The sequence below is a fragment of the Flavobacterium arabinosi genome (assembly GCF_048158725.1).
GTDB lineage: Bacteria > Bacteroidota > Bacteroidia > Flavobacteriales > Flavobacteriaceae > Flavobacterium > Flavobacterium arabinosi.
In genome coordinates this window covers 227898-247788 of sequence record NZ_JBLNKX010000005.1, presented here as the reverse complement: position 1 = coordinate 247788, position 19891 = coordinate 227898, and the positions used below count along the sequence as shown (strand labels likewise).

At 35.5% G+C, this 19891-nt stretch carries 16 protein-coding genes and 1 tRNA gene; 10 read left to right on the top strand and 7 right to left on the bottom strand.

What is annotated here, in order from left to right:
• Nucleotides 1–148 precede the first annotated feature (148 nt).
• The 6 genes from ACM55K_RS12210 to ACM55K_RS12185 form a co-directional block, all read right to left on the bottom strand.
• The gene (locus tag ACM55K_RS12210; protein ID WP_416850528.1) at nucleotides 149–1006 is read right to left on the bottom strand and encodes a sulfurtransferase; all 858 of its coding nucleotides are present in this window, start codon (nucleotides 1004–1006) and stop codon (nucleotides 149–151) included.
• 273 nt (nucleotides 1007–1279) lie between these two features.
• Complete coding sequence (locus ACM55K_RS12205) at nucleotides 1280–2476, bottom strand: PAS domain-containing sensor histidine kinase (protein WP_416850527.1); 1197 nt, start codon at nucleotides 2474–2476, stop codon at nucleotides 1280–1282.
• A gap of 338 nt (nucleotides 2477–2814) precedes the next feature.
• Nucleotides 2815–2890 (bottom strand) — tRNA-His (locus tag ACM55K_RS12200).
• A gap of 74 nt (nucleotides 2891–2964) precedes the next feature.
• Complete coding sequence (gene bshB1, locus ACM55K_RS12195; RefSeq protein ID WP_416850526.1) at nucleotides 2965–3681, bottom strand: bacillithiol biosynthesis deacetylase BshB1; 717 nt, start codon at nucleotides 3679–3681, stop codon at nucleotides 2965–2967.
• A gap of 41 nt (nucleotides 3682–3722) precedes the next feature.
• On the bottom strand, nucleotides 3723–4781 hold the full coding sequence (locus ACM55K_RS12190) for a chorismate-binding protein (RefSeq protein WP_416850525.1): 1059 nt from the start codon (nucleotides 4779–4781) through the stop codon (nucleotides 3723–3725).
• A complete protein-coding gene (locus tag ACM55K_RS12185) occupies nucleotides 4781–5218 on the bottom strand; it encodes a PaaI family thioesterase (protein ID WP_416850524.1) in 438 nt (145 codons plus the stop codon). The genes ACM55K_RS12190 and ACM55K_RS12185 overlap by 1 nt, the downstream gene beginning before the upstream one ends.
• Before the next feature lie 139 nt (nucleotides 5219–5357).
• Here ACM55K_RS12185 and ACM55K_RS12180 point away from each other — a divergent pair, with 139 nt between their 5' ends.
• The 4 genes from ACM55K_RS12180 (at nucleotide 5358) to ACM55K_RS12165 (ending at nucleotide 12203) form a co-directional block, all read left to right on the top strand.
• The gene (locus tag ACM55K_RS12180; protein WP_416850523.1) at nucleotides 5358–6884 is read left to right on the top strand and encodes a hypothetical protein; all 1527 of its coding nucleotides are present in this window, start codon (nucleotides 5358–5360) and stop codon (nucleotides 6882–6884) included.
• An 84-nt stretch (nucleotides 6885–6968) separates the two neighbouring features.
• Nucleotides 6969–10622: a phosphoribosylformylglycinamidine synthase gene (gene purL, locus ACM55K_RS12175; RefSeq protein WP_416850522.1), complete on the top strand. Its 3654-nt coding sequence runs from the start codon at nucleotides 6969–6971 to the stop codon at nucleotides 10620–10622.
• A 221-nt stretch (nucleotides 10623–10843) separates the two neighbouring features.
• Complete coding sequence (locus tag ACM55K_RS12170; protein WP_416850521.1) at nucleotides 10844–11434, top strand: hypothetical protein; 591 nt, start codon at nucleotides 10844–10846, stop codon at nucleotides 11432–11434.
• 169 nt (nucleotides 11435–11603) lie between these two features.
• The gene (locus tag ACM55K_RS12165) at nucleotides 11604–12203 is read left to right on the top strand and encodes a hypothetical protein (RefSeq protein WP_416850520.1); all 600 of its coding nucleotides are present in this window, start codon (nucleotides 11604–11606) and stop codon (nucleotides 12201–12203) included.
• 230 nt (nucleotides 12204–12433) lie between these two features.
• On the opposite strand, the gene ACM55K_RS12160 is transcribed toward ACM55K_RS12165, so the two are convergent.
• A complete protein-coding gene (locus ACM55K_RS12160; RefSeq protein ID WP_416850519.1) occupies nucleotides 12434–13255 on the bottom strand; it encodes a winged helix-turn-helix domain-containing protein in 822 nt (273 codons plus the stop codon).
• A gap of 180 nt (nucleotides 13256–13435) precedes the next feature.
• On the opposite strand from ACM55K_RS12160, the gene ACM55K_RS12155 reads away from it, so the two are divergent.
• From ACM55K_RS12155 to ACM55K_RS12130, 6 genes are all read left to right on the top strand, one after another.
• On the top strand, nucleotides 13436–14014 hold the full coding sequence (locus ACM55K_RS12155) for a hypothetical protein (RefSeq protein WP_416850518.1): 579 nt from the start codon (nucleotides 13436–13438) through the stop codon (nucleotides 14012–14014).
• 683 nt (nucleotides 14015–14697) lie between these two features.
• Nucleotides 14698–15177 carry a GNAT family N-acetyltransferase gene (locus tag ACM55K_RS12150; RefSeq protein WP_416850517.1) on the top strand — a complete coding sequence of 160 codons (480 nt, stop codon included), beginning with the start codon at nucleotides 14698–14700 and terminating at the stop codon, nucleotides 15175–15177.
• Between the two features lie 207 nt (nucleotides 15178–15384).
• Nucleotides 15385–16146 (top strand): LuxR C-terminal-related transcriptional regulator, encoded by a 762-nt coding sequence (locus ACM55K_RS12145; protein WP_416850516.1) that lies wholly within the window; start codon nucleotides 15385–15387, stop codon nucleotides 16144–16146.
• 93 nt (nucleotides 16147–16239) lie between these two features.
• The gene (locus ACM55K_RS12140) at nucleotides 16240–16677 is read left to right on the top strand and encodes a hypothetical protein (protein WP_416850515.1); all 438 of its coding nucleotides are present in this window, start codon (nucleotides 16240–16242) and stop codon (nucleotides 16675–16677) included.
• A gap of 183 nt (nucleotides 16678–16860) precedes the next feature.
• Nucleotides 16861–18636, top strand: a complete 1776-nt coding sequence (locus ACM55K_RS12135) for an AMP-dependent synthetase/ligase (protein ID WP_416850514.1) — start codon at nucleotides 16861–16863, stop codon at nucleotides 18634–18636.
• 24 nt (nucleotides 18637–18660) lie between these two features.
• Nucleotides 18661–19713: a proline iminopeptidase-family hydrolase gene (locus ACM55K_RS12130; RefSeq protein ID WP_416850513.1), complete on the top strand. Its 1053-nt coding sequence runs from the start codon at nucleotides 18661–18663 to the stop codon at nucleotides 19711–19713.
• Nucleotides 19714–19891 lie beyond the last annotated feature (178 nt).

The following is a 19891-nucleotide window of genomic DNA, read 5'->3' as shown; positions in this document are numbered from 1 at the left end:
ACATCCCGCCGAAAAAAGTGGGTCGGGATAGCAGTGGAAACCAGATACAACAAGAGCTTTGAAGAAATTAAAAGCTCTTGTTTTGTTTACATATACTCCACAAAAAAGCCTCAAATTCCTTCAAGGCTACTCTTAAAAATACTCGTGTTTACTCTTTCTTCGAAGTCGCTATCAGTCGATTATTTCTGGACCACTCACTCCAAGAACCAACATACAGCTTTGGAATTTCAAGACCTGCATAAGCAATTGCCAAAAGCGTCTGGCAGGCAGTTACACCGGAACCACAATGCACGATAACATTTTCAGCTGCTCTATCTCCAAATTCTTTTAAATAATTATTCTTCAATACCTCAGGTGATAAGAAAAACCCATTAGAATCTAAATTAGTGGTAAAAGGAATATTTATAGCACCCGGAATATGGCCGGCGACTAAATCAATAGGCTCTTTCTCCCCATTATATCGTTCCTCATCCCGCACATCGACGACCAGAAAATCCGTGTCTTGTGCTACTTTATCAATTTCATGAATATCAGCTAACGGCAACAACCAATTTTCAATTTTATATGGTTCTTTTTTCAATGGTTTTTCTATTTTTGAGGCTGTTCGAAATCCAGCTTTAATAGCCGCTTGAAATCCTCCATCCAGCACTTGAATCTTATTATGCCCAACAGATTTTAGCATCCACCAAAACCGTGCTGCGGCATTAGAACCATTTTTGTCATCATATACTACTACGTGACTCGCAGGCGTTATACCAAGATTCGTCAAAGTTTCAGAAAATTGTTCAAGCGTAGGCAAAGGATGTCTCCCTCCTATGGATACATCCGCGTTTATATTGGCTAACTGCGTATTTAAATCAACATACAAAGCGCCTTCTAAATGTTTGTCACCATAATTTTCTTTAGCTCCATTACCGTTACTGGCATCAATAATGATTAATTCACTTGTCTGATTCAGTTCTATTAGTTCATCAGGCTTTATAATTGGTGAAATTTCTTGAGGCATATTTTTATTTTTTTACATTTAGTGTGATTGTTTTATTTTAGCTTATACCAACTGAATTTAGATCAGATAAAACTAACGACAACTTTAAAGTACTGCTAATTTATACTATTATTTACAATACTCAAAACAACAATTAAACCCAAAAATACAAAAGGGATAATTGTTCTCACGAGAATTTACTCCACAAAAAAAGCCCACTTATGTGGACTTTAAAATTGTTTTTTCTTCTAGTTTACCAGCTGTGTCTGCTTTTGTTCAACCTTAGAATAGTCATTAAGCGTTTTCATCAAACTCAATTTTGTCTGCGCTATCTATTTTGTTTAATGGTTTTTCCATTGGCAATGTAAAATAAAAAGAGGAACCTACACCTTCTGTACTTTCTACCCATATTTCACCACCATTTTTTTCTAAAAATCCTTTTACCAATAATAATCCTATCCCTGCACCTTTATTTTCTATTCTTGCTTTAGAAAGTATATTCATTTGTGGTGTAAAAAGTTTATCTTGAATTTCTTTAGACATACCAATACCAGAGTCCTTTATCTGAACTATTATTTTATCTTCTTTGGTTTTTGCTGAAACTGTAATTTTACCTCCGGGAAGTGAATGCTTAATCGCATTAGAAACTATATTCTGGATAACAGAGAGTAGCATTTTTCCATCTGCAAAAACACTGGTATTCTCTTTAATTTCATGGTGCAGATTTATTGCATTTAAAGAAGCAGTATCATTTAAAGTATCAAAAACTTTTTGCACATACTCGACAAGCTCAATTTTTCTAGGAGAAAACACTTCTGCTGCGTATTTTATTCTCGCCCATTCCACTAGGTAATCTAACATATTCAATTCATCAATTGATGCTTTGTAAAGGAGCTCAAGCATTTCTTTAACCGCATTTGGCTCCATCCTTTCAAAATTTGATTTCAAATATCCTGCAGTAGCTATAATACTGGATAATGGGCTTCTCAAATCATGCGAAAGTATGGCAAGAACGCTTTCCTTATGAGTGTTCAGATCTTCCAGTTCTTTTACATATTTTTTTATCGCATCTTCTGATTTTTTTCTTTCCGTTAAGTCACGTAGAATTTTAACATATCCTAACATTTCTCCATCAATTCCAGTCAGTGGAAAAACTAAACCATACGCATAAAATTCACTTTTGTCTTTGCAAATATGCCATCTATTATCCGTTGCTCTTCCCTCTTTTAAAGCAGTTTCAATTTCATTTTTAGGGATATCATTTTTTATATCTTTTGCTGTAAAAATTATATCAAAATGTTTTCCAATAATTTCATTCGGTTCATAACCAAAAATTTTTGTTGACCCTGAACTCCAGCTGTTGATTACAAATTCATTATCAAGAGTAAAAATGGAGTAATCTTGTAAACTGTCTATGATCTGGCTATAAAATTCGGCAGTTGGAATGTAATTGCTTTTAAGAATTTTAGAATTAATATGCTCGTTTTCCATTTGGTGAATTAAATGATATTTGAAAATTTTGAATGCAAAATAGTATTTGAAAATCAGGTATAAATGCGCTCAAAGATAAACAATAAGGATATGCGTATACTGAAAAATGAAAAATATTCCCCCAAACGTAAAAGACTCATTGCCTGCACTAGTTTAGTATTTAATTTTTCAAAAACATTTGTTCGATTATTAAATCCTAAACGACCTCTTCAATCACTCTATTTTATACTATAAGCTTTCTCTTTTACAATATTCAAGCCAATAAATAAATTCAAGCAATCCTACGAAAGTTTATTCCACAAAAAAAGCCTCGAATTTCTTCGAAGCTTTTGCTTTCTGGGTGGGAGACGGGGCTCGAACCCGCGACCCTCGGTACCACAAACCGATGCTCTAACCAACTGAGCTACAACCACCATTTGCTTAGCGGTGGCAAATATACAACATAAGTTTACTTCTGCAAATAATTTTTTTAAAAAATTACAGCAAAATTATATCAAATCTCCTAAACTATTGACTGCCAAATATCTTTCAACCGTAAAACCTTCCGCATAATCTACTCCTACAAGCCTTCCTAAATCCTGTGAACGGTAATTCAGGCTCTCAAAGAAGTTCTTACTCGTTATTGGTGATTCCGGTTCTTTGGAATTTGCATCATAAAACTGTGAGCGATACGCTAAAATAGATTCAATTTTCTTATCAGTAAAACCTGTAATATCGACTACAAAATCAGGCTCTATGTTTTTCCATTGAATGTAATGATACACTACTTTTGGTCTCCAGGCAGCTTGATTTTCTTCCTCAACAGTAGTTTCTATTTTTCGCAATCCCGATAAAAAACAAGCATCCGAAACCAATTTACTTCCCTTTCCGTGATCGATGTGACGGTCGTCAATTGCATTACACAATACAATTTCGGGTTGATACTTGCGAATCATTTTTATGATTTCCAATTGGTGTTTTTCGTCATTTACAAAAAAACCATCGCGCATTTCCAGATTTTCCCGTACCGAAACACCTAGAATTTTTGCGGCAGCATTAGCTTCCTCATCTCTAATTTCAGCCGAACCACGAGTTCCTAATTCGCCACGAGTCAAATCAACGATTCCGACGGTTTTCCCTAAGGAGATTTCTTTTAGAATAGTTCCCGCACAACCTAATTCCACATCATCAGGATGCGCACCAAAAGCAAGTATATCTAATTTCATTATTTATTGTTTTCTGTTATCTGTTTCCTGTAATATTTAATCTACAATACCTTTTTCATCGTCATTGATTTATTGATACTTTCGCTCCACTCCTTTTCCGGTACGCTGTCTTTTGTTACACCACAACCCATATACAAATACGCCTGAGAATTTACAATTTGCATACAGCGCAAATTTACAAACAAATTAGAACTTACCGAATCTGTTGCAAAACTGCTGTTCAACTCACCTAAAAAACCCGTATAAAAACTCCTGTTGTAATTTTCATTTTCTATAATAAAAGCTTTAGATTGATCTTTTGGCAAACCACAAACAGCTGGCGTGGGATGCAATAAATTGATTACTTGCTGCAAACTGGAGTTCGAATTCAATACTCCCCAAATATCCGTTTTTATATGCCAAACACTTCCCGCTTTGACGCTGTAGGGTTGAGTAACCGAAACTTCCAAAGCAACGCCTTGCAAAACTGAAACTATATAATCCGTAACATATTGCTGCTCTTCTTTCTCTTTTTTTTCCCAAACTATTTCCCCCGAGCCACTATCCTTTTGAGTTCCTGCCAAAGCCATTGTTTCAAATACATTCACATTGGCTTTTAATAATTGCTCGGGTGTTGCACCGAGCCAGATTCCTACTTTTGGATGAAAAAAACAATACACAAAAGTAGCGGGATACAACCGAACCAACTTTTCGAATACCGTAGCCAAATCAAAATCAACCAAATCAACTGTTTCTTTTCGGGATAAAACCACTTTCTTGAATTCGTCATTTTCAATGGCTTGAATTCCTTTGGCAACCAATCTTTCAAAATTATTTTTGGTTACTGCATTTGGCTCCTTAAATTCCCTTTCAAAAACGTCAATTTTTTTTTGGTCCCAAATAACACCCGCTATTTCGGATTGATTTTCAGGAATTAAATACGTTTGATTACCATCAAAAGAAGCAAAAACAAAGCCTTTTTCGGTAAAATCATTTACTTTATATAATTCATCATTTTGCTGAAAAAGTCCGATTACCATATCCGAATTGGGTTTGCAATACAATACAAAAGGTAAATTTTGTGCAAATTGATTTTTGGCTTTATCTAAAATTACGTCCATTATTTGTCTTCACTTTTTCTTTTTGGTAGAACCATATTCGTCAATTTACAAAGCGAAATCAAATTGTCTTTTTCATCCGTAATCCGTATTTCCCAAAGATGAATACTTCTCCCCTTGTGAACTATTCTTGCCGTGGCCGTTACGATTCCGTCTCGTTTTGCTTTCAAATGATTCGCCGATATTTCAATTCCGCGCACTTCACTGTGTTCTGAATTTACATACAACAACGATGCGGCACTCCCCACACTTTCGGCCAAAGCAACCGAAGCGCCTCCATGTAATAATCCAAAAGGTTGATGTACCGATGGATTTACCGGCATCGTAGCCACTAAATAATCTTCTCCTGCATCAGTATATTCAATATTCAGGGTTTGCATCAGTGTGTTTTTTGAAATTTGATTGCAATATTGAAGGATTTTTTCTTTGTCGAATGTCATGTTTTTGGCTTTAAAAATGTAAAATTAAATAAAAGATGAGTTACAAAATAGCAAATGCAATTGTTATTCTAAATTGAAATTTGAGAATCGGTTCCAATCAAATAAGATTTTCCCTATTTTTACAAAAAAAACTAACGAAATGCGTCCCATAACTTTACTGTTTTTTATTGGAATATTGGTATCTGTTTGCGCTTGTCGTTCTGATTTTGAGACCGTAGCCAGCACGGGTGATTTGGCCTTTTCGAAAGACACTATATATTTAGACACCGTTTTTACTAACATAGGTTCCAGCACGTACCGACTTAAAGTGTACAATCACAGCAAAAATGACATCACTATCCCAACCATAAAACTAGAAAAAGGATTGAGTTCTAAATATAGAATGACAGTCGATGGAATGCAGGGAGCAAATGGAAAAATATTCACCAATGTTGCCCTTCTCGCCAAAGACAGTTTGTATATTTTCATAGAAACCACCGCTAATATTGCCGATGCCAACCCAACCGACTTTCTATACACCGACCAAATTCAGTTTGATGGCGGTGAAAATTTGCAAAAAGTAGCATTAGTGACCCTTATTCAGGATGCTGTTTTTCTATATCCAAAACGTTTTGCTGACGGAACTACCGAAACACTTCCTATTGGCGAAGAAAAAATTGATGGTTTTTATCTTGATGAAAATGACCCCGTAAATGGCAATGAATTACTGTTTTCCAATAAAAAACCGTATGTTATTTATGGTTACGCCGCCGTTCCTTCCGGAAAAAAGGCAACTTTTGATGCGGGAGCCAGAGTTCATTTTCATGCGAATTCCGGCCTTATTGTGTCTAATAATGCATCAATACATATAAATGGAGCCGCGTCTACAACTGATAAATTGGAAAAAGAAGTCATTTTTGAAGGCGATCGATTAGAACCCGAATATTCAGATGTTCCGGGTCAATGGGGAACAATATGGCTTACCAATGGCAGCACTAATAATCAATTGAATCATGCTACAATCAAAAATGGAACCATTGGTTTACTGATTCAAAATAATGACGGAACGACCACAACTATAAAAAATACGCAAATCTATAATTCAGCTAACTATGGTATTTTGGCGCAGACCGCAAAAATTAATGGCGAAAATATGGTCATCAATAATGCAGGACAAGGCAGTTTAGCTTGCTCATATGGCGGAAATTACAAGTTTAACCATTGCACTTTCAATAATAACTGGAATAGTTCAGAACAAGTGGCGGTTTTGGTGAGTAATTACATTTTGGGAGCAGTTCCGGAAGTAAAAGACTTGACCGAAGCAACATTCAATAATTGTATTATTTACGGTTCATATTCGAATGAAATGATTTTGAACAAAAAGACAGGCGCTGCTTTTGTATACCAATTCAATAATTGTCTCTTAAAATTTGACAATACTTCCAATCAATTTACAACCAATCCAGACTATCAATTTGAAACGGATGCAGCACATTACAAAGCAATTCTTTTAAATAAAGATCCTAAATTCCTGAAGGTTTCCCAAAACAAATTCAATATTGACGATAGTTCTGTCGCTTTCGCAAAAGGGAATTCGGCGTATCTGATTCCATTGGATATTATAGGAAACACAAGAACTTTACCTCCAGATTTAGGCGCTTATCAAAGCAAACCGTTCCCTAAATAATTTTTCAAAGTCTTTGCTTTTCACATTTGCTCGTACTATTTATTTAAACTAAATTTGCATCGCAATACAACAAACTAAAAAACAATGATCCATTTCTTTGAAAACCAAAGCAAAACTGTTTTTGCAGTGCAAACGCAAAACGAAATTTCGGCTCAAGACATTTCAAAACTCAACTGGCTTTTTGCCAACTCCTATAAAATAGAAAAATCCGTATTGACGGATTTTTTTGTTGGTCCTCGCGCCACTATGATTACGCCTTGGAGCACCAATGCTGTGGAAATCACCCAAAACATGGGAATTTCCGGAATCATCCGAATTGAAGAGTTCCAAAAAGCAACTGCTGATTTTTCTGATTTCGACCCGATGCTTTCGCAAAAATACGCCGAGTTAAATCAAGATATTTTCACTATCAACGTACTTCCGGAAGCTATTTTGGACATCGATGATATTGCAGCCTACAATAAAAAAGAAGGATTGTCTCTAAGTCCGGAAGAAGTAGCATATTTGGATAATTTAGCGATTAAATTAGGACGAAAACTAACGGATTCTGAGATTTTTGGTTTCTCACAAGCCAATTCAGAACACTGTCGTCACAAGATTTTCAACGGAAAATTTATAATTGATGGAGAAGAAAAAGAATCTTCTTTATTCAAATTAATTAAGAAAACATCTCAGGAAAACCCTAACGATATTGTTTCGGCATACAAAGATAACGTTGCTTTTGTAAAAGGGCCACGTGTACAACAATTTGCTCCAAAAAGTGCTGATAAACCTGATTTTTATGAAGTAAAAGAATTTGATTCGGTTATTTCATTAAAAGCAGAAACACATAATTTCCCAACAACGGTGGAGCCTTTCAATGGGGCTGCAACAGGTTCTGGTGGAGAAATCCGTGACCGTTTAGCAGGTGGACAAGGTTCTTTGCCAATGGCAGGAACGGCGGTTTACATGACTTCTTATTCAAGATTAGAAGAAAACAGACCGTGGGAAAACGGCATGACCGAAAGAAAATGGTTGTATCAAACTCCAATGGATATTTTAATCAAAGCATCAAACGGAGCTTCTGATTTTGGAAATAAATTTGGGCAACCGTTAATTACAGGTTCTATCCTGACTTTCGAACACGAAGAAGACGCTCGCAAACTAGGTTTCGACAAAGTGATTATGCAAGCGGGTGGAATTGGTTACGGAAAATTAGATCAAGCAATTAAGAAAAAACCACAAACAGGCGATAAAATTGTTATCCTTGGTGGTGAAAATTATAGAATTGGAATGGGTGGAGCTGCAGTTTCTTCGGCAGACACAGGCGCTTTTAGTTCAGGAATTGAATTGAATGCGATTCAACGTTCGAACCCAGAAATGCAAAAACGTGCTGCCAATGCCATTCGTGGTTTGGTAGAAAGCGATATCAATCCAATTGTTTCTATTCACGATCATGGAGCTGGAGGACATTTAAACTGTCTTTCGGAGTTAGTGGAAGATACTGGTGGATTAATTGATTTAGATAAATTGCCTGTAGGAGATCCTACCCTTTCGGCAAAAGAAATAATTGGTAACGAATCTCAAGAAAGAATGGGATTGGTTATTGGTAAGGAAAACATCGATTTATTGCAAAAAATTGCCGACCGAGAACGTTCCCCAATGTACCAAGTAGGAGACGTAACCGGAGATCACCGTTTTACTTTCGAATCAAAATCAACGGGTGCCAAACCAATGGATTTTGCCTTGGAAGACTTTTTTGGAAGTTCTCCAAAAGTGGTGATGACGGACAAAACAATTGAAAGAAACTATGCCGATTTAGACTATACTGTAAAAAATATCTCCACGTATTTAGAGCAAGTACTTCAACTGGAAGCGGTTGCTTGTAAAGACTGGTTGACAAACAAAGTAGACCGTTGTGTGGGTGGTAAAGTTGCCAAACAACAATGTGCCGGTCCATTGCAATTACCTTTGAATAATTGTGGTGTAATGGCTTTGGATTACCAAGGAATAGAAGGAATTGCAACTTCGATTGGTCACTCTCCTGTTGCGGCATTAATTGATCCCGTTGCGGGAAGTAGAACTGCTATTGCAGAAGCATTGTCTAACATTGTTTGGGCTCCAATAAAAGATGGTTTAGATGGAATTTCATTATCTGCCAACTGGATGTGGGCGTGTAAAAACGAAGGGGAAGACGCGCGTTTGTACGCAGCTGTACAAGGTTGTTCGGATTTTGCAATCGAATTGGGAATCAATATTCCAACCGGAAAAGATTCACTTTCAATGAAACAAAAATATCCAAATGAAGAAGTAATCGCACCGGGAACGGTAATTATTTCAGCAGGTGGAAATTGTACCGATATCAGGAAAGTAGTAGAGCCTGTTTTACAAAGAGACGGTGGTTCTATTTATTACATCAATTTGTCACAAGATGATTTCAAATTAGGTGGTTCTTCGTTTGCACAAACGTTGAATACTATTGGAAAAGAAGTGCCAACTATTAAAGACGCTGCTTTTTTCAAAAGAGCGTTCAATACCATTCAAGAATTAATTTTAGAAAACAATATCCTTGCAGGACACGATATTGGAAGTGGTGGTTTGATTACTACTTTATTGGAAATGTGTTTTGCCGATGTGAATTTAGGAGCTAAAATAGACTTCTCTGTTTTCGAAGAAAAAGACATCATCAAATACCTTTTTGCTGAAAATATTGGAATTGTTTTCCAAGCAAAATCGGATGCTGAAGTGGAATCTAAATTAAACGCCAATAACGTTTCTTTCTACAAATTAGGAACCGCTACAAATGAAGCGACTTTAGATTTTGGTCCTTGTAAATTAGATATTGCGAAATACAGAGATGTTTGGTACAAAACTTCATTTTTATTGGACCAAAAACAATCGAAAAACGGAACGGCTCAAGCACGTTTTGACAATTATAAAAACCAAGCCTTACACTATACTTTTCCAACTCATTTTACAGGAAAAAAACCAGTTATCGACAATTCTAAACCAAGACCCAAAGCAGCTATTATCCGTGAAAAAGGAAGTAATTCCGAGCGTGAAATGGCAAATGCGATGTACTTAGCCGGTTTTGATGTAAAAGATGTTCATATGACCGATTTAATTTCAGGTCGTGAAACGTTGGAAGACATTCAGTTTATAGGGGCTGTTGGTGGATTCTCCAATTCAGATGTTTTAGGTTCTGCCAAAGGTTGGGCCGGAGCATTTTTATACAATGAAAAAGCAAAAACAGCTTTAGACAATTTCTTTAAAAGAGACGATACTTTATCTGTTGGAATCTGTAACGGTTGTCAATTGTTTATGGAATTGGAAGTGATTAATCCGGAGCATGAAGTACACGGAAAAATGCTGCATAACGAAAGTAACAAACACGAAAGTATTTTTACATCAGTAACCGTACAAGAAAACAATTCAGTGATGCTTTCTTCATTAGCAGGAAGTACTCTTGGAGTTTGGGTTTCGCATGGAGAAGGAAAATTCAACTTACCAATGGGTGAAGAAAATTACAATATTGTTTCTAAATATGCCTATGAAGGCTATCCTGCTAATCCAAACGGCTCTCATTTTGACGTTGCGATGCTTTGCGACAAAACAGGACGTCACTTGGTAATGATGCCTCACATTGAGCGTTCTACGTTCCAATGGAACTGGGCACATTATCCAAAAGACAGAGACGATGAAGTTTCACCTTGGCATGAAGCTTTTGTCAATGCCAGAAAATGGATGGATAAAAAATAATTATATTTTTATAGATCTTATAAAAGCGTTCCTGAAAAGGAGCGCTTTTTTTATGGAATTAATTTAAAATCCCTTAAGAAATTTGTAAGAAAATAATTAAAGTGTATATTTGAAAGTAATACGCTACGCAGTAGCGCCTATCCACCCAAAATGAGATGTATATGCGCTATTTTGTAGCGCCTATATACAAGTTACCTGCTATTCTAAAAAAAAACCAACTAATGAGAAGTTTTTCATTTATAATTGTTTTAGTTTTTATTAGCTGTCAAAATAGAGAGAAGATAAATCCGTTTGCTTCTGAAGAAGCTGAAATAAATTCTATTATAAGAACTATAATTTACAATGATAGTTTGCCAATTTTAAAAAATACTGATTCAACTTCACTATGCTCGGAACTAAACAAATTGGAAATCCGAATTGGTAAATATCCAAAACCTGGAGAAATTGTTACAGTTTCATTAGACAAAAACAAGGTGGACGTACAAAATTTATTGTTTGACAAAAAAAGATTCTTTTCTGAAAACGATTCACTTTTTTTATTATCACAGAACAAGGGTTTAAAAACTTTTAATATTGATAAAAATTCATTTGATAAAGTGCAAATGATTACTCGAAAAGAAATAAAGTCAAGCAAACGGAATTCACTAAGATATTATGAAATATCAATTCCTATTTTTTCTAAAGACAATACCAAAGCATATGTTGAAGTAAATAAACACATACTATCTTTTGGGAGTGGATATATTGTTTATCTTGAAAAAGTCAATGGAAAATGGAAGATAATTTCAGAACGAATGACTTGGATTACATAACAAGAACAGCAGGTAACAGCTACTACAATGGATTTGGGCAATTGGCTTAATGGGAAAATGATTTTGTATTTGGGATGATGTGGCAAATCCGAAAATTGGGCTTAATTTTAATCGCAAACCCGCTGTAGTACCGGAACGTTACCAGCAATTTTAAACAACATTCTTCTTAATGAGAAACTACATAACTATATTATTTTTATTTTTTGTTTTAGGTTGTAAAAATGAAGACGGAAATACAACTTCTGAGCGAAATCATGAAATAGAAAAAATTATCGAATGCATAATTATTGACGACAGCTTAAATGTTCTTAGAAGCGACTCCTTAGCAATACCTTTATTTAAAGAACTAAAAAAACTAAAAGTTTATAGGTTAAATAAAACTGATGAAAAGAGACCACCTAAACCAGAAAACGGAATATACTTAGACGATTTATTTTACTATCATTTAGACATTAAATTTATCCCTGAAAAGGATTCTCTAAACCTTTTAAATCAGAACGAAGTTTTGAACAAATATGTGATTAATAATTCTTTTTCAAAAAAAATCAATCTGACGACATTCGAAATACAGAAAAGCAAGCGCAAAGCAAATCAAGACGCTGAATTTGTATATTTAACTTTCCCTATATTTTCATCAGACAATACTAAAGCATATGTAGAAATTGTTAATGTATGTTTTGGAGATTGTGGCTCTGGACAAGCAGTATACTTGGAAAAGAAAAATGGCAAGTGGAAAATACTATATCATCGCCAATTATGGGTTGGATAACGAAAAAAACCGAACCGCCAACAGCTACTACAACGGATTTAGGATGATTTGGCAAATCTTTGCGAGAGATGAAGGATAATTCTTTTAATGATACCACATTAATAGCTCACTATAGAGTTTTACAAATACCAAATTGAATTCTATTAACATCAGTTCGGAGCGAAGATTTTAGCTTCGCTCCGTTCGGCTTTGCTTCGCCTGTTCGCTATCGCTCGGGTCAGCCTCGGGTCTTAAGAGCTAACTTCAAGCTTATATCCCTTGCTGCGTATAACAACAATGTTAATATTAGGATCAAGCTCTAGTTTTTTTCTAAGTTTTGATATGAACATATCCAGACTACGCCCCACAATAACACCTTCATCTTCCCATATCTCTTTTTGCAGCCGGCTTCTCTCTATAGTCTCGTTTGGAGATAATGCGAAAATGAGCAACAGACGCGTTTCAGTTCCGGTCAGATTTATCGTCTTTTTATTTATTAGCAGTTGCCGTTTCTGCGCATCAAATAAGACCGAACCAAAAGTGAATATCTTGTTGTATTCATCTTTAGGTAAGGCTCTCCGCGGCTTAACCAATCTCAAAAAAATAAAGCCAACAAATGCTAAAAATGACAGGCCGCCCAAAAAATATTTATTCCTTGCTGTAGTTATTCCATTCGGTTTAAATTTAATGTTAATCATATAACAGGCGACGGGTTGCCTTCTTCCTATACACGCTACAATATCATCTTTTTTATTTTTGGATGTAGCGTATCCATAGGCTACACTGGAGTTGCCACAGTTAAGTACATTAACAACATAATCACGTGCGAACGGGTCTTTGGCTAACAAACGCTGAGTAGTATTCACCAGGGAGTCGGTTTGAAAAGTAAGGTCATTCTCAAACCTGATTTGATATTCATTTTCAGCTATCTTTTTTAAGGGAAGAACTCTTGATGTACTGTCGCCGGACTGTAAGAGTATTTCATGTCCGATCCTGCGGAGTAAAACTTCCCTTCTGGCTATATCAAAATCGTCACTATCCTCCGTACTGAAAGCCACACAGATTGCAGCCATAAATAAGAGTAGTAATAACCCGAACAGATATTTGCGTCTTCCAGAAAGGAGATTTCGACTAAGATGCATAGTGTAAAGTTTTTATTTACAAAGTTTACATTTTTATTTACAATCCCAATCTCTCAAACCGAAAAATAGCAATGTAAATTCGCAGAATCAATTTGAAAGGATATGAAACATATGAAAAAAACAATCTATTTTCTGATCTTACCGCTGGCTGTGGTGAGCGGACTAGTATTTAGCTTCGCTCCGTTCGCCAACGGCTCGGGTGCTAATCGTGAAATTAAAAATGAAACTAAACCATCCCCAAAACCGTTGTCCATTGCTGACAGGAAAGCCGCCCCGGATGAAAGGAAAAAATGGGAGGCTTCTCCTGACGGTATAAAGTATAAAGAATGGGAGGTTTCTCCTGAAGGTAAAAAAGTGCATGCCAGTTATGATAAAATAAAGAAGTCCATAAAGGCTTACACCAATATGGAGGCCGTGGTAACCTCTGTTACTTTTCAGCGCGCAAACGCGAAATCATCAGGACCAAAATGGCTTATAGTCAGGATTAATGGCGAAGAATACATGATGCAATTTATTCCTAAGGATTTTCAGCAGTTAAATAGCCTGAAAGTTAACGACAAAATAATTGTAAGAAGCCGCAGCGCAGGGTATTCGCCTAATCATCCATATTTGATTATATCGGGCGACTATATTGCGCGAAATAATAAGATACTTTTTAAACGTGACTTTAGCAAAAATAACGGTTGCTGAGGATTAGCGCCTCGCGATTAGCGACACCCGAGGCTGCAAGCCGAACGGAGCGGAGCACACGAGGCGTAGCCGAACTGGCCGGAGGCAATGGCAATTAAAACCAGCTCTAACGTCTCAGAAACGCTAATAAATGTTCAAAGAATCTCCCGTAGAGCTACTAGAAACACTAGAAAAAACCATTAAAAGCCTCAGCTACAACGGATTTAGACAATTGGTTTAATGGGAAGTTGGTTTTGTTTTTGGGATGATTTGGTTTCATTTTCATATTAACATTACATCAGGAAAACAAAATTCTGTTTAATACTATCATTTTATACTACTAATTAATGGGTATCAAACTCGTGTACCATTTCGTTGGTCATAGACGGAAGGTTGGAAAACCTCTATGTACTTGATGCCATTGTGCCAACCTATCAAATTAGTAACAATACTATTAAACAGAATTTATACATTCCAAAAAACACAATACAACCAGTAACCTCTTTTAAAACACTTTCAAAACTGTCGTACAAAAATGCAGCACGTTGATTGCGTATTCTACTGTAAATTTACAACTTAGCTTTATAAAAAACTATAACTTTGGGCTTTAATCAATACCAAAACAATGGCATTGATAGACAAAAACGGAAAATCTGATTCTGGTTAGTGTACCAAATTAATGTCTGCAATTTTATTTTAAATACATGTCGAAAAGCAATTTTGAACGAATGTTACAACTGGCTGACGAAGTTTTTGCGGTCAAAAATGACCCCAACCAGCTTGATGTAAATCAGGAAGTATTAGAAAGACTGATGCAGCTACATCCTACAACAGTTTCGGAATACGATGATGGAAAAGGTCCGGTGGCCTGGATTTTGCTAATTCCTACCACGCTGGATTTGATGAATCAGTTTCTTGCCAATAAAATTTCGGAAAAACAATTGTTTGAGCATACGCCATTAGACGCCAAATATGAAGCACTGTACCTCTGCTCCGCTCTGGTTTTAGAAGAATATCGAAGAAAGGGAATCGCAAAGCAACTGACATTACAGGCAATTGAAAACATACGCAAAGATCATCCTTTGAAAGCGCTGTTTGTTTGGGGATTTAGCAAAGAAGGTGATTTAGGTGCAGAAGCCCTGTCCCGCCACACTTCATTACCATTATACAAACTTCCAAAATAATTTAAAATAGGCACTCCGTTGCATCATTTTATGGATTAAATGTTCAACTTCGGGGAAAGAAGCATAGACTATATAGAGTAATCTATACATTTGCAAATTCAAAAATTTCAGTAGTATTCCCTTCTTTTTCAAAACCTCATTTATTTTTTATTAAATCGTAAAATAATTGTATTTTTAACAAAATTTTATGTTAAAAAAATCTAAGACATGACCCAAGAATTACAAAAACTTCATTCGGTTTGGATTAGTACTCAAAAAAGAGCCAACGAGAACACTTTATTGCCACAAATAAAGTTTGACGAAATTGCCAGTTCGATAATAAGCACTGGTCCGTTTTATTTTTACATCATTGATTTTTATGATATGTCTTTATCTAACATTAGTCCAGCTATAACTGATATTCATGGATTTGACCCGGAAACCGTATCTTTTAATGATATTCTTGGAACAATACATCCTGACGATGTTGACTTCATAGTAAAAGCCGAAGCTTCAATACTTAATTTTTTTTATACCAACATAGGTCCGGAAAGATTGACTAACTATAAAATGAATTACAGTTTTAGAAGTAGAATGAAAAATGGGGAATATTGCATGCTCAATCATCAAGCCATTATTCTTACTTTAGATCCAAAAGGCGGATTTGGAAAATCATTGAATATTCATACCAGAATTGATCATTTGACCAAAAACAATACCTACCAATATTCCATGATAGGGCTAAAAGGCGAACCTTCCTACATGAATATTGATGTTTTTGAAGATACACAATGCTTTTCAGAATTTTCAAAAAGAGAGATTGATATCATTAAGCTAATTGCAGAAGGTTTTGACAACAATGAAATTGCCAATACCCTTTTTATCAGTGTTAATACCGTAAAACAGCATCGTAAAAATATTTTAAAGAAATCCAACTCCAGAAACACCGCCCAATTAATTAGAAAAAGTACATTACAGGGCTTATTATAAGTTCTTATAAACAATTAATAAGCCTTTTATTAGATTTTTTAAAAGGCATGCTCCTACTTTTTGCTATTCAACAAACATAAATAACCAACAATAATGAAATCTCTAACTTTACTATTTTTCACCCTATTGCTGTCTGTAACTTACTCTTATGCCCAAAAAATAGAAAAAATCTCCACTAAAGACGGAAGCCATTACATTACCACAACCATTGATTATCCTATAACCGGAACCTATCTTTCTGTAGGCGAAACGGAACCCATTGTACAATTAAATCCAGATGGAACCGGTATATTTCAATTGGATGATTTATCAAAAACAACTATGGTTTGGGGAATGGAGTGTTTTGAAGACGGTACTCCAAAATACAAAAAAGGATTTAATTATGCCGTTTACTCGCTTTGGTATAAAAACAAAGAAGCAAATTCAGAAATGGACGCTAAAGAAGAATGGACTTATGCTCATTTTTCAATCCATTTTCAAAAAAAGAAAATGTTCATCGTAGGGGAAAGAAGCAAAGACTATATAGAGTAATCTATACGTTAGTAAATTTATAAATGAAGGCTGTTTTAGATTAAAATCAATAGCTTAATCGCTACTTAAAGAAAACGATTTCGTTAAATAAAATAATTCTGGTTTAATTTCCATTTAATTTTTGAAAAATAATAATTATCATTAATTTTTATTTAATTTGCGATAAAATTCAACCTCAGAATAATGACTTCTATAACCAGACTTTTTGATTTTCCTTATTATCAGCAAGATAAATATACTTCAATTCCAGATGCTTTAACAACAAAGCAAAATGGGGTTTGGATAAAAACTTCTACTCAAGAATACATCGCTAAAGCTAATGCTGTATCAAGAGCGTTACTGAAATTGGGCGTTCAAAAAGACGACAAAATTGCCATCATCTCTTCTAACAACAGAACCGAATGGAATATTATAGATATTGGTGTGCTGCAAACTGGAGCGCAAACAGTTCCTATTTACCCAACCATTTCTGAAGATGATTATGAATATATCTTAAATCATTCTGGTGCCATGTATTGTTTTGTATCGGATGCAGAGGTGCTTCGAAAAGTAAATTTGATTAAAGAAAAAGTACCAACGCTTAAAGAAGTCTATTCATTCAACGAAATTGAAGGATGTAAAAACTGGAATGAATTATTGATTCTTGGCAATGACCCAAGCAACCAAAATGAAGTTGAAGCTAGAAAAAACAACGTAAAAACGGAAGATTTAGCAACTATTATTTATACTTCCGGGACAACAGGAAAACCAAAAGGTGTTATGCTTTCGCACAAAAATATTGTCTCAAATGTTTTAGACAGTGCTTCCAGAATTCCTTTTGAAGCTGGAAAAAGCCGTGCGTTAAGCTTCCTTCCTATTTGTCATATTTTTGAAAGAATGATTTTGTATTTATACCAATATTATGGTGTTTCCATCTATTTTGGAGAATCAATAGATAAAATCAGTGACAATCTCAAAGAAGTAAAACCTACAGTTATTACGGCCGTTCCCAGACTTCTTGAGAAAGTATATGATAAAATCTATGCTAAAGGTACCGAGCTGACTGGCATTAAAAAGAAACTATTCTTTTGGGCAATTGATTTGGGATTAATCTACGAACCATATGGAAAAAATGGTTTATGGTACGAATTACAACTCAAAATTGCACGTAAATTAATTTTTAGTAAATGGAAAGAAGGTTTGGGTGGAAATCTGGATTTAATGGTTTCCGGAAGCGCCGCATTGCAACCCAGATTAGCCAGAGTTTTTGCTGCTGCAGAAATCCCGGTAATGGAAGGTTACGGTCTAACTGAAACTTCTCCTGTTATTTCCGTTAACGACATGAGAAATCGTGGTTTCAAAGTGGGAACTGTAGGTAAAATAATCGATAATGTAGAAGTCATAATTGCCGAAGATGGCGAAATCCTTTGTAAAGGTCCTAACGTAATGATGGGCTATTACAAAGATGAAAAACTAACCAGCGAAGTCATTACAAACGGTTATTTCCACACGGGAGACATTGGAATATTTGATGAAGATGGATTTTTGAAAATTACCGATCGTAAAAAAGAAATGTTCAAAACATCCGGAGGAAAATATATTGCCCCTCAATTAATTGAAAACACGATGAAACAATCCCGTTTCATTGAACAAATAATGGTGATTGGTGACGGACAAAAAATGCCGGCAGCAATTATCCAACCAAGTTTTGATTTCATTAAAGAATGGGCTGTGATTCATGGAATAGATGTTGGAAAAAGCAATGAAGCAATTATCTCGAACGAAAAAGTAATCGAACGAATTCAGACCGAGATTGATACCCTAAATGAAAAATTTGGGAATTGGGAGAAAATCAAACGATTTGAATTGACTCCGGACGTTTGGTCCATTGAAGGCGGACAATTGACCCCTACGCTAAAACTGAAACGAAAAATCGTAATGGATAAATACATTGATTTATTTCATAAAATCTACGGTTAACATTTGATAAAACCCATACAAAACATGAAACTAAAAGCTCTAATTTGTTCCGTTATAAGTCTGTTCTTTTTTTCTAATTGCCAAGAAAAACAAAAAGAAGATACCATAAAAGCAAATTATTTAGATTTCTCAAAAAGGGACGACCAAGGTACTGGCGGTATCAAAATGATTCCGATAAAAACGCCTAAAGGGACTTTTAAAGTCTGGACAAAAACCGTTGGTAATAATCCTAAAATAAAAGTATTGCTCCTTCACGGCGGCCCTGGATTGACACACGAACTGTATGAATGTTTTGACGGGTATTTTCCTAACGAAAGCATCGAATATATTTATTACGATCAATTGGGTTCCTATTACAGCGACCAACCCAAAGACAATAGTTTATGGACCAATGAACGCTTTGTAGAGGAAGTCGAGCAAGTGCGCATTGCATTAGGCTTAGACAATTCCAATTTTTACCTGATGGGACAATCTTGGGGCGGAATACTGGCGATGGAATATGCGTTGAAATACCAAAAGAACTTAAAAGGCTTGATTATCTCCAACATGATGGCGAGTGCTAAGGAATATAACGCTTACGCAAAAGACGTTCTGGCGCCTCAAATGGATCCTAAAATCCTAAAGCAATTACAGGATATCGAGAAGAACAATGATTTTGATAATCCAAAATACAGCGAATTACTTTTCAAATACTACTATACGGAACACATTTTAAGAAAACCACTGGACCAATGGCCGGAATCCATCAACAGGTGTTTCAAACACATCAATCCTGATGTGTATGTGTTTATGCAAGGTCACAGTGAATTTGGTATCACCGGAAATGCTTCCTTGAAAAATTGGGATGTCAAAGCCAGACTAAAAACCCTTAAGGTTCCTACACTGACAATTGGTTCTAAATACGACACTATGGATCCCGAACACATGAAATGGATTGCCCACGAAGTACAAAACGGACGCTTCTTGTTTTGTCCTAACGGAAGCCACCTTTCGCAATACGATGATCCTAAAAATTATTTTACTGGCGTGATCAAGTTCTTGAAAGATGTGGATAATGGGGAGTTTAAGAAAGGGTAAAACAAAAATTTTCAACAAATCATCGTTTCTTTTACTAGTAAATTTGATATCAGTATAGAAATTCATTATTCAATCCAAAGGATTTATTTCCCGATATAACTTCAAAGAGGAATAAACCACTTACAATTACGAAAACCCGTAATTCCACCAATTAAACCAAAAACTCAATTATTCTCCA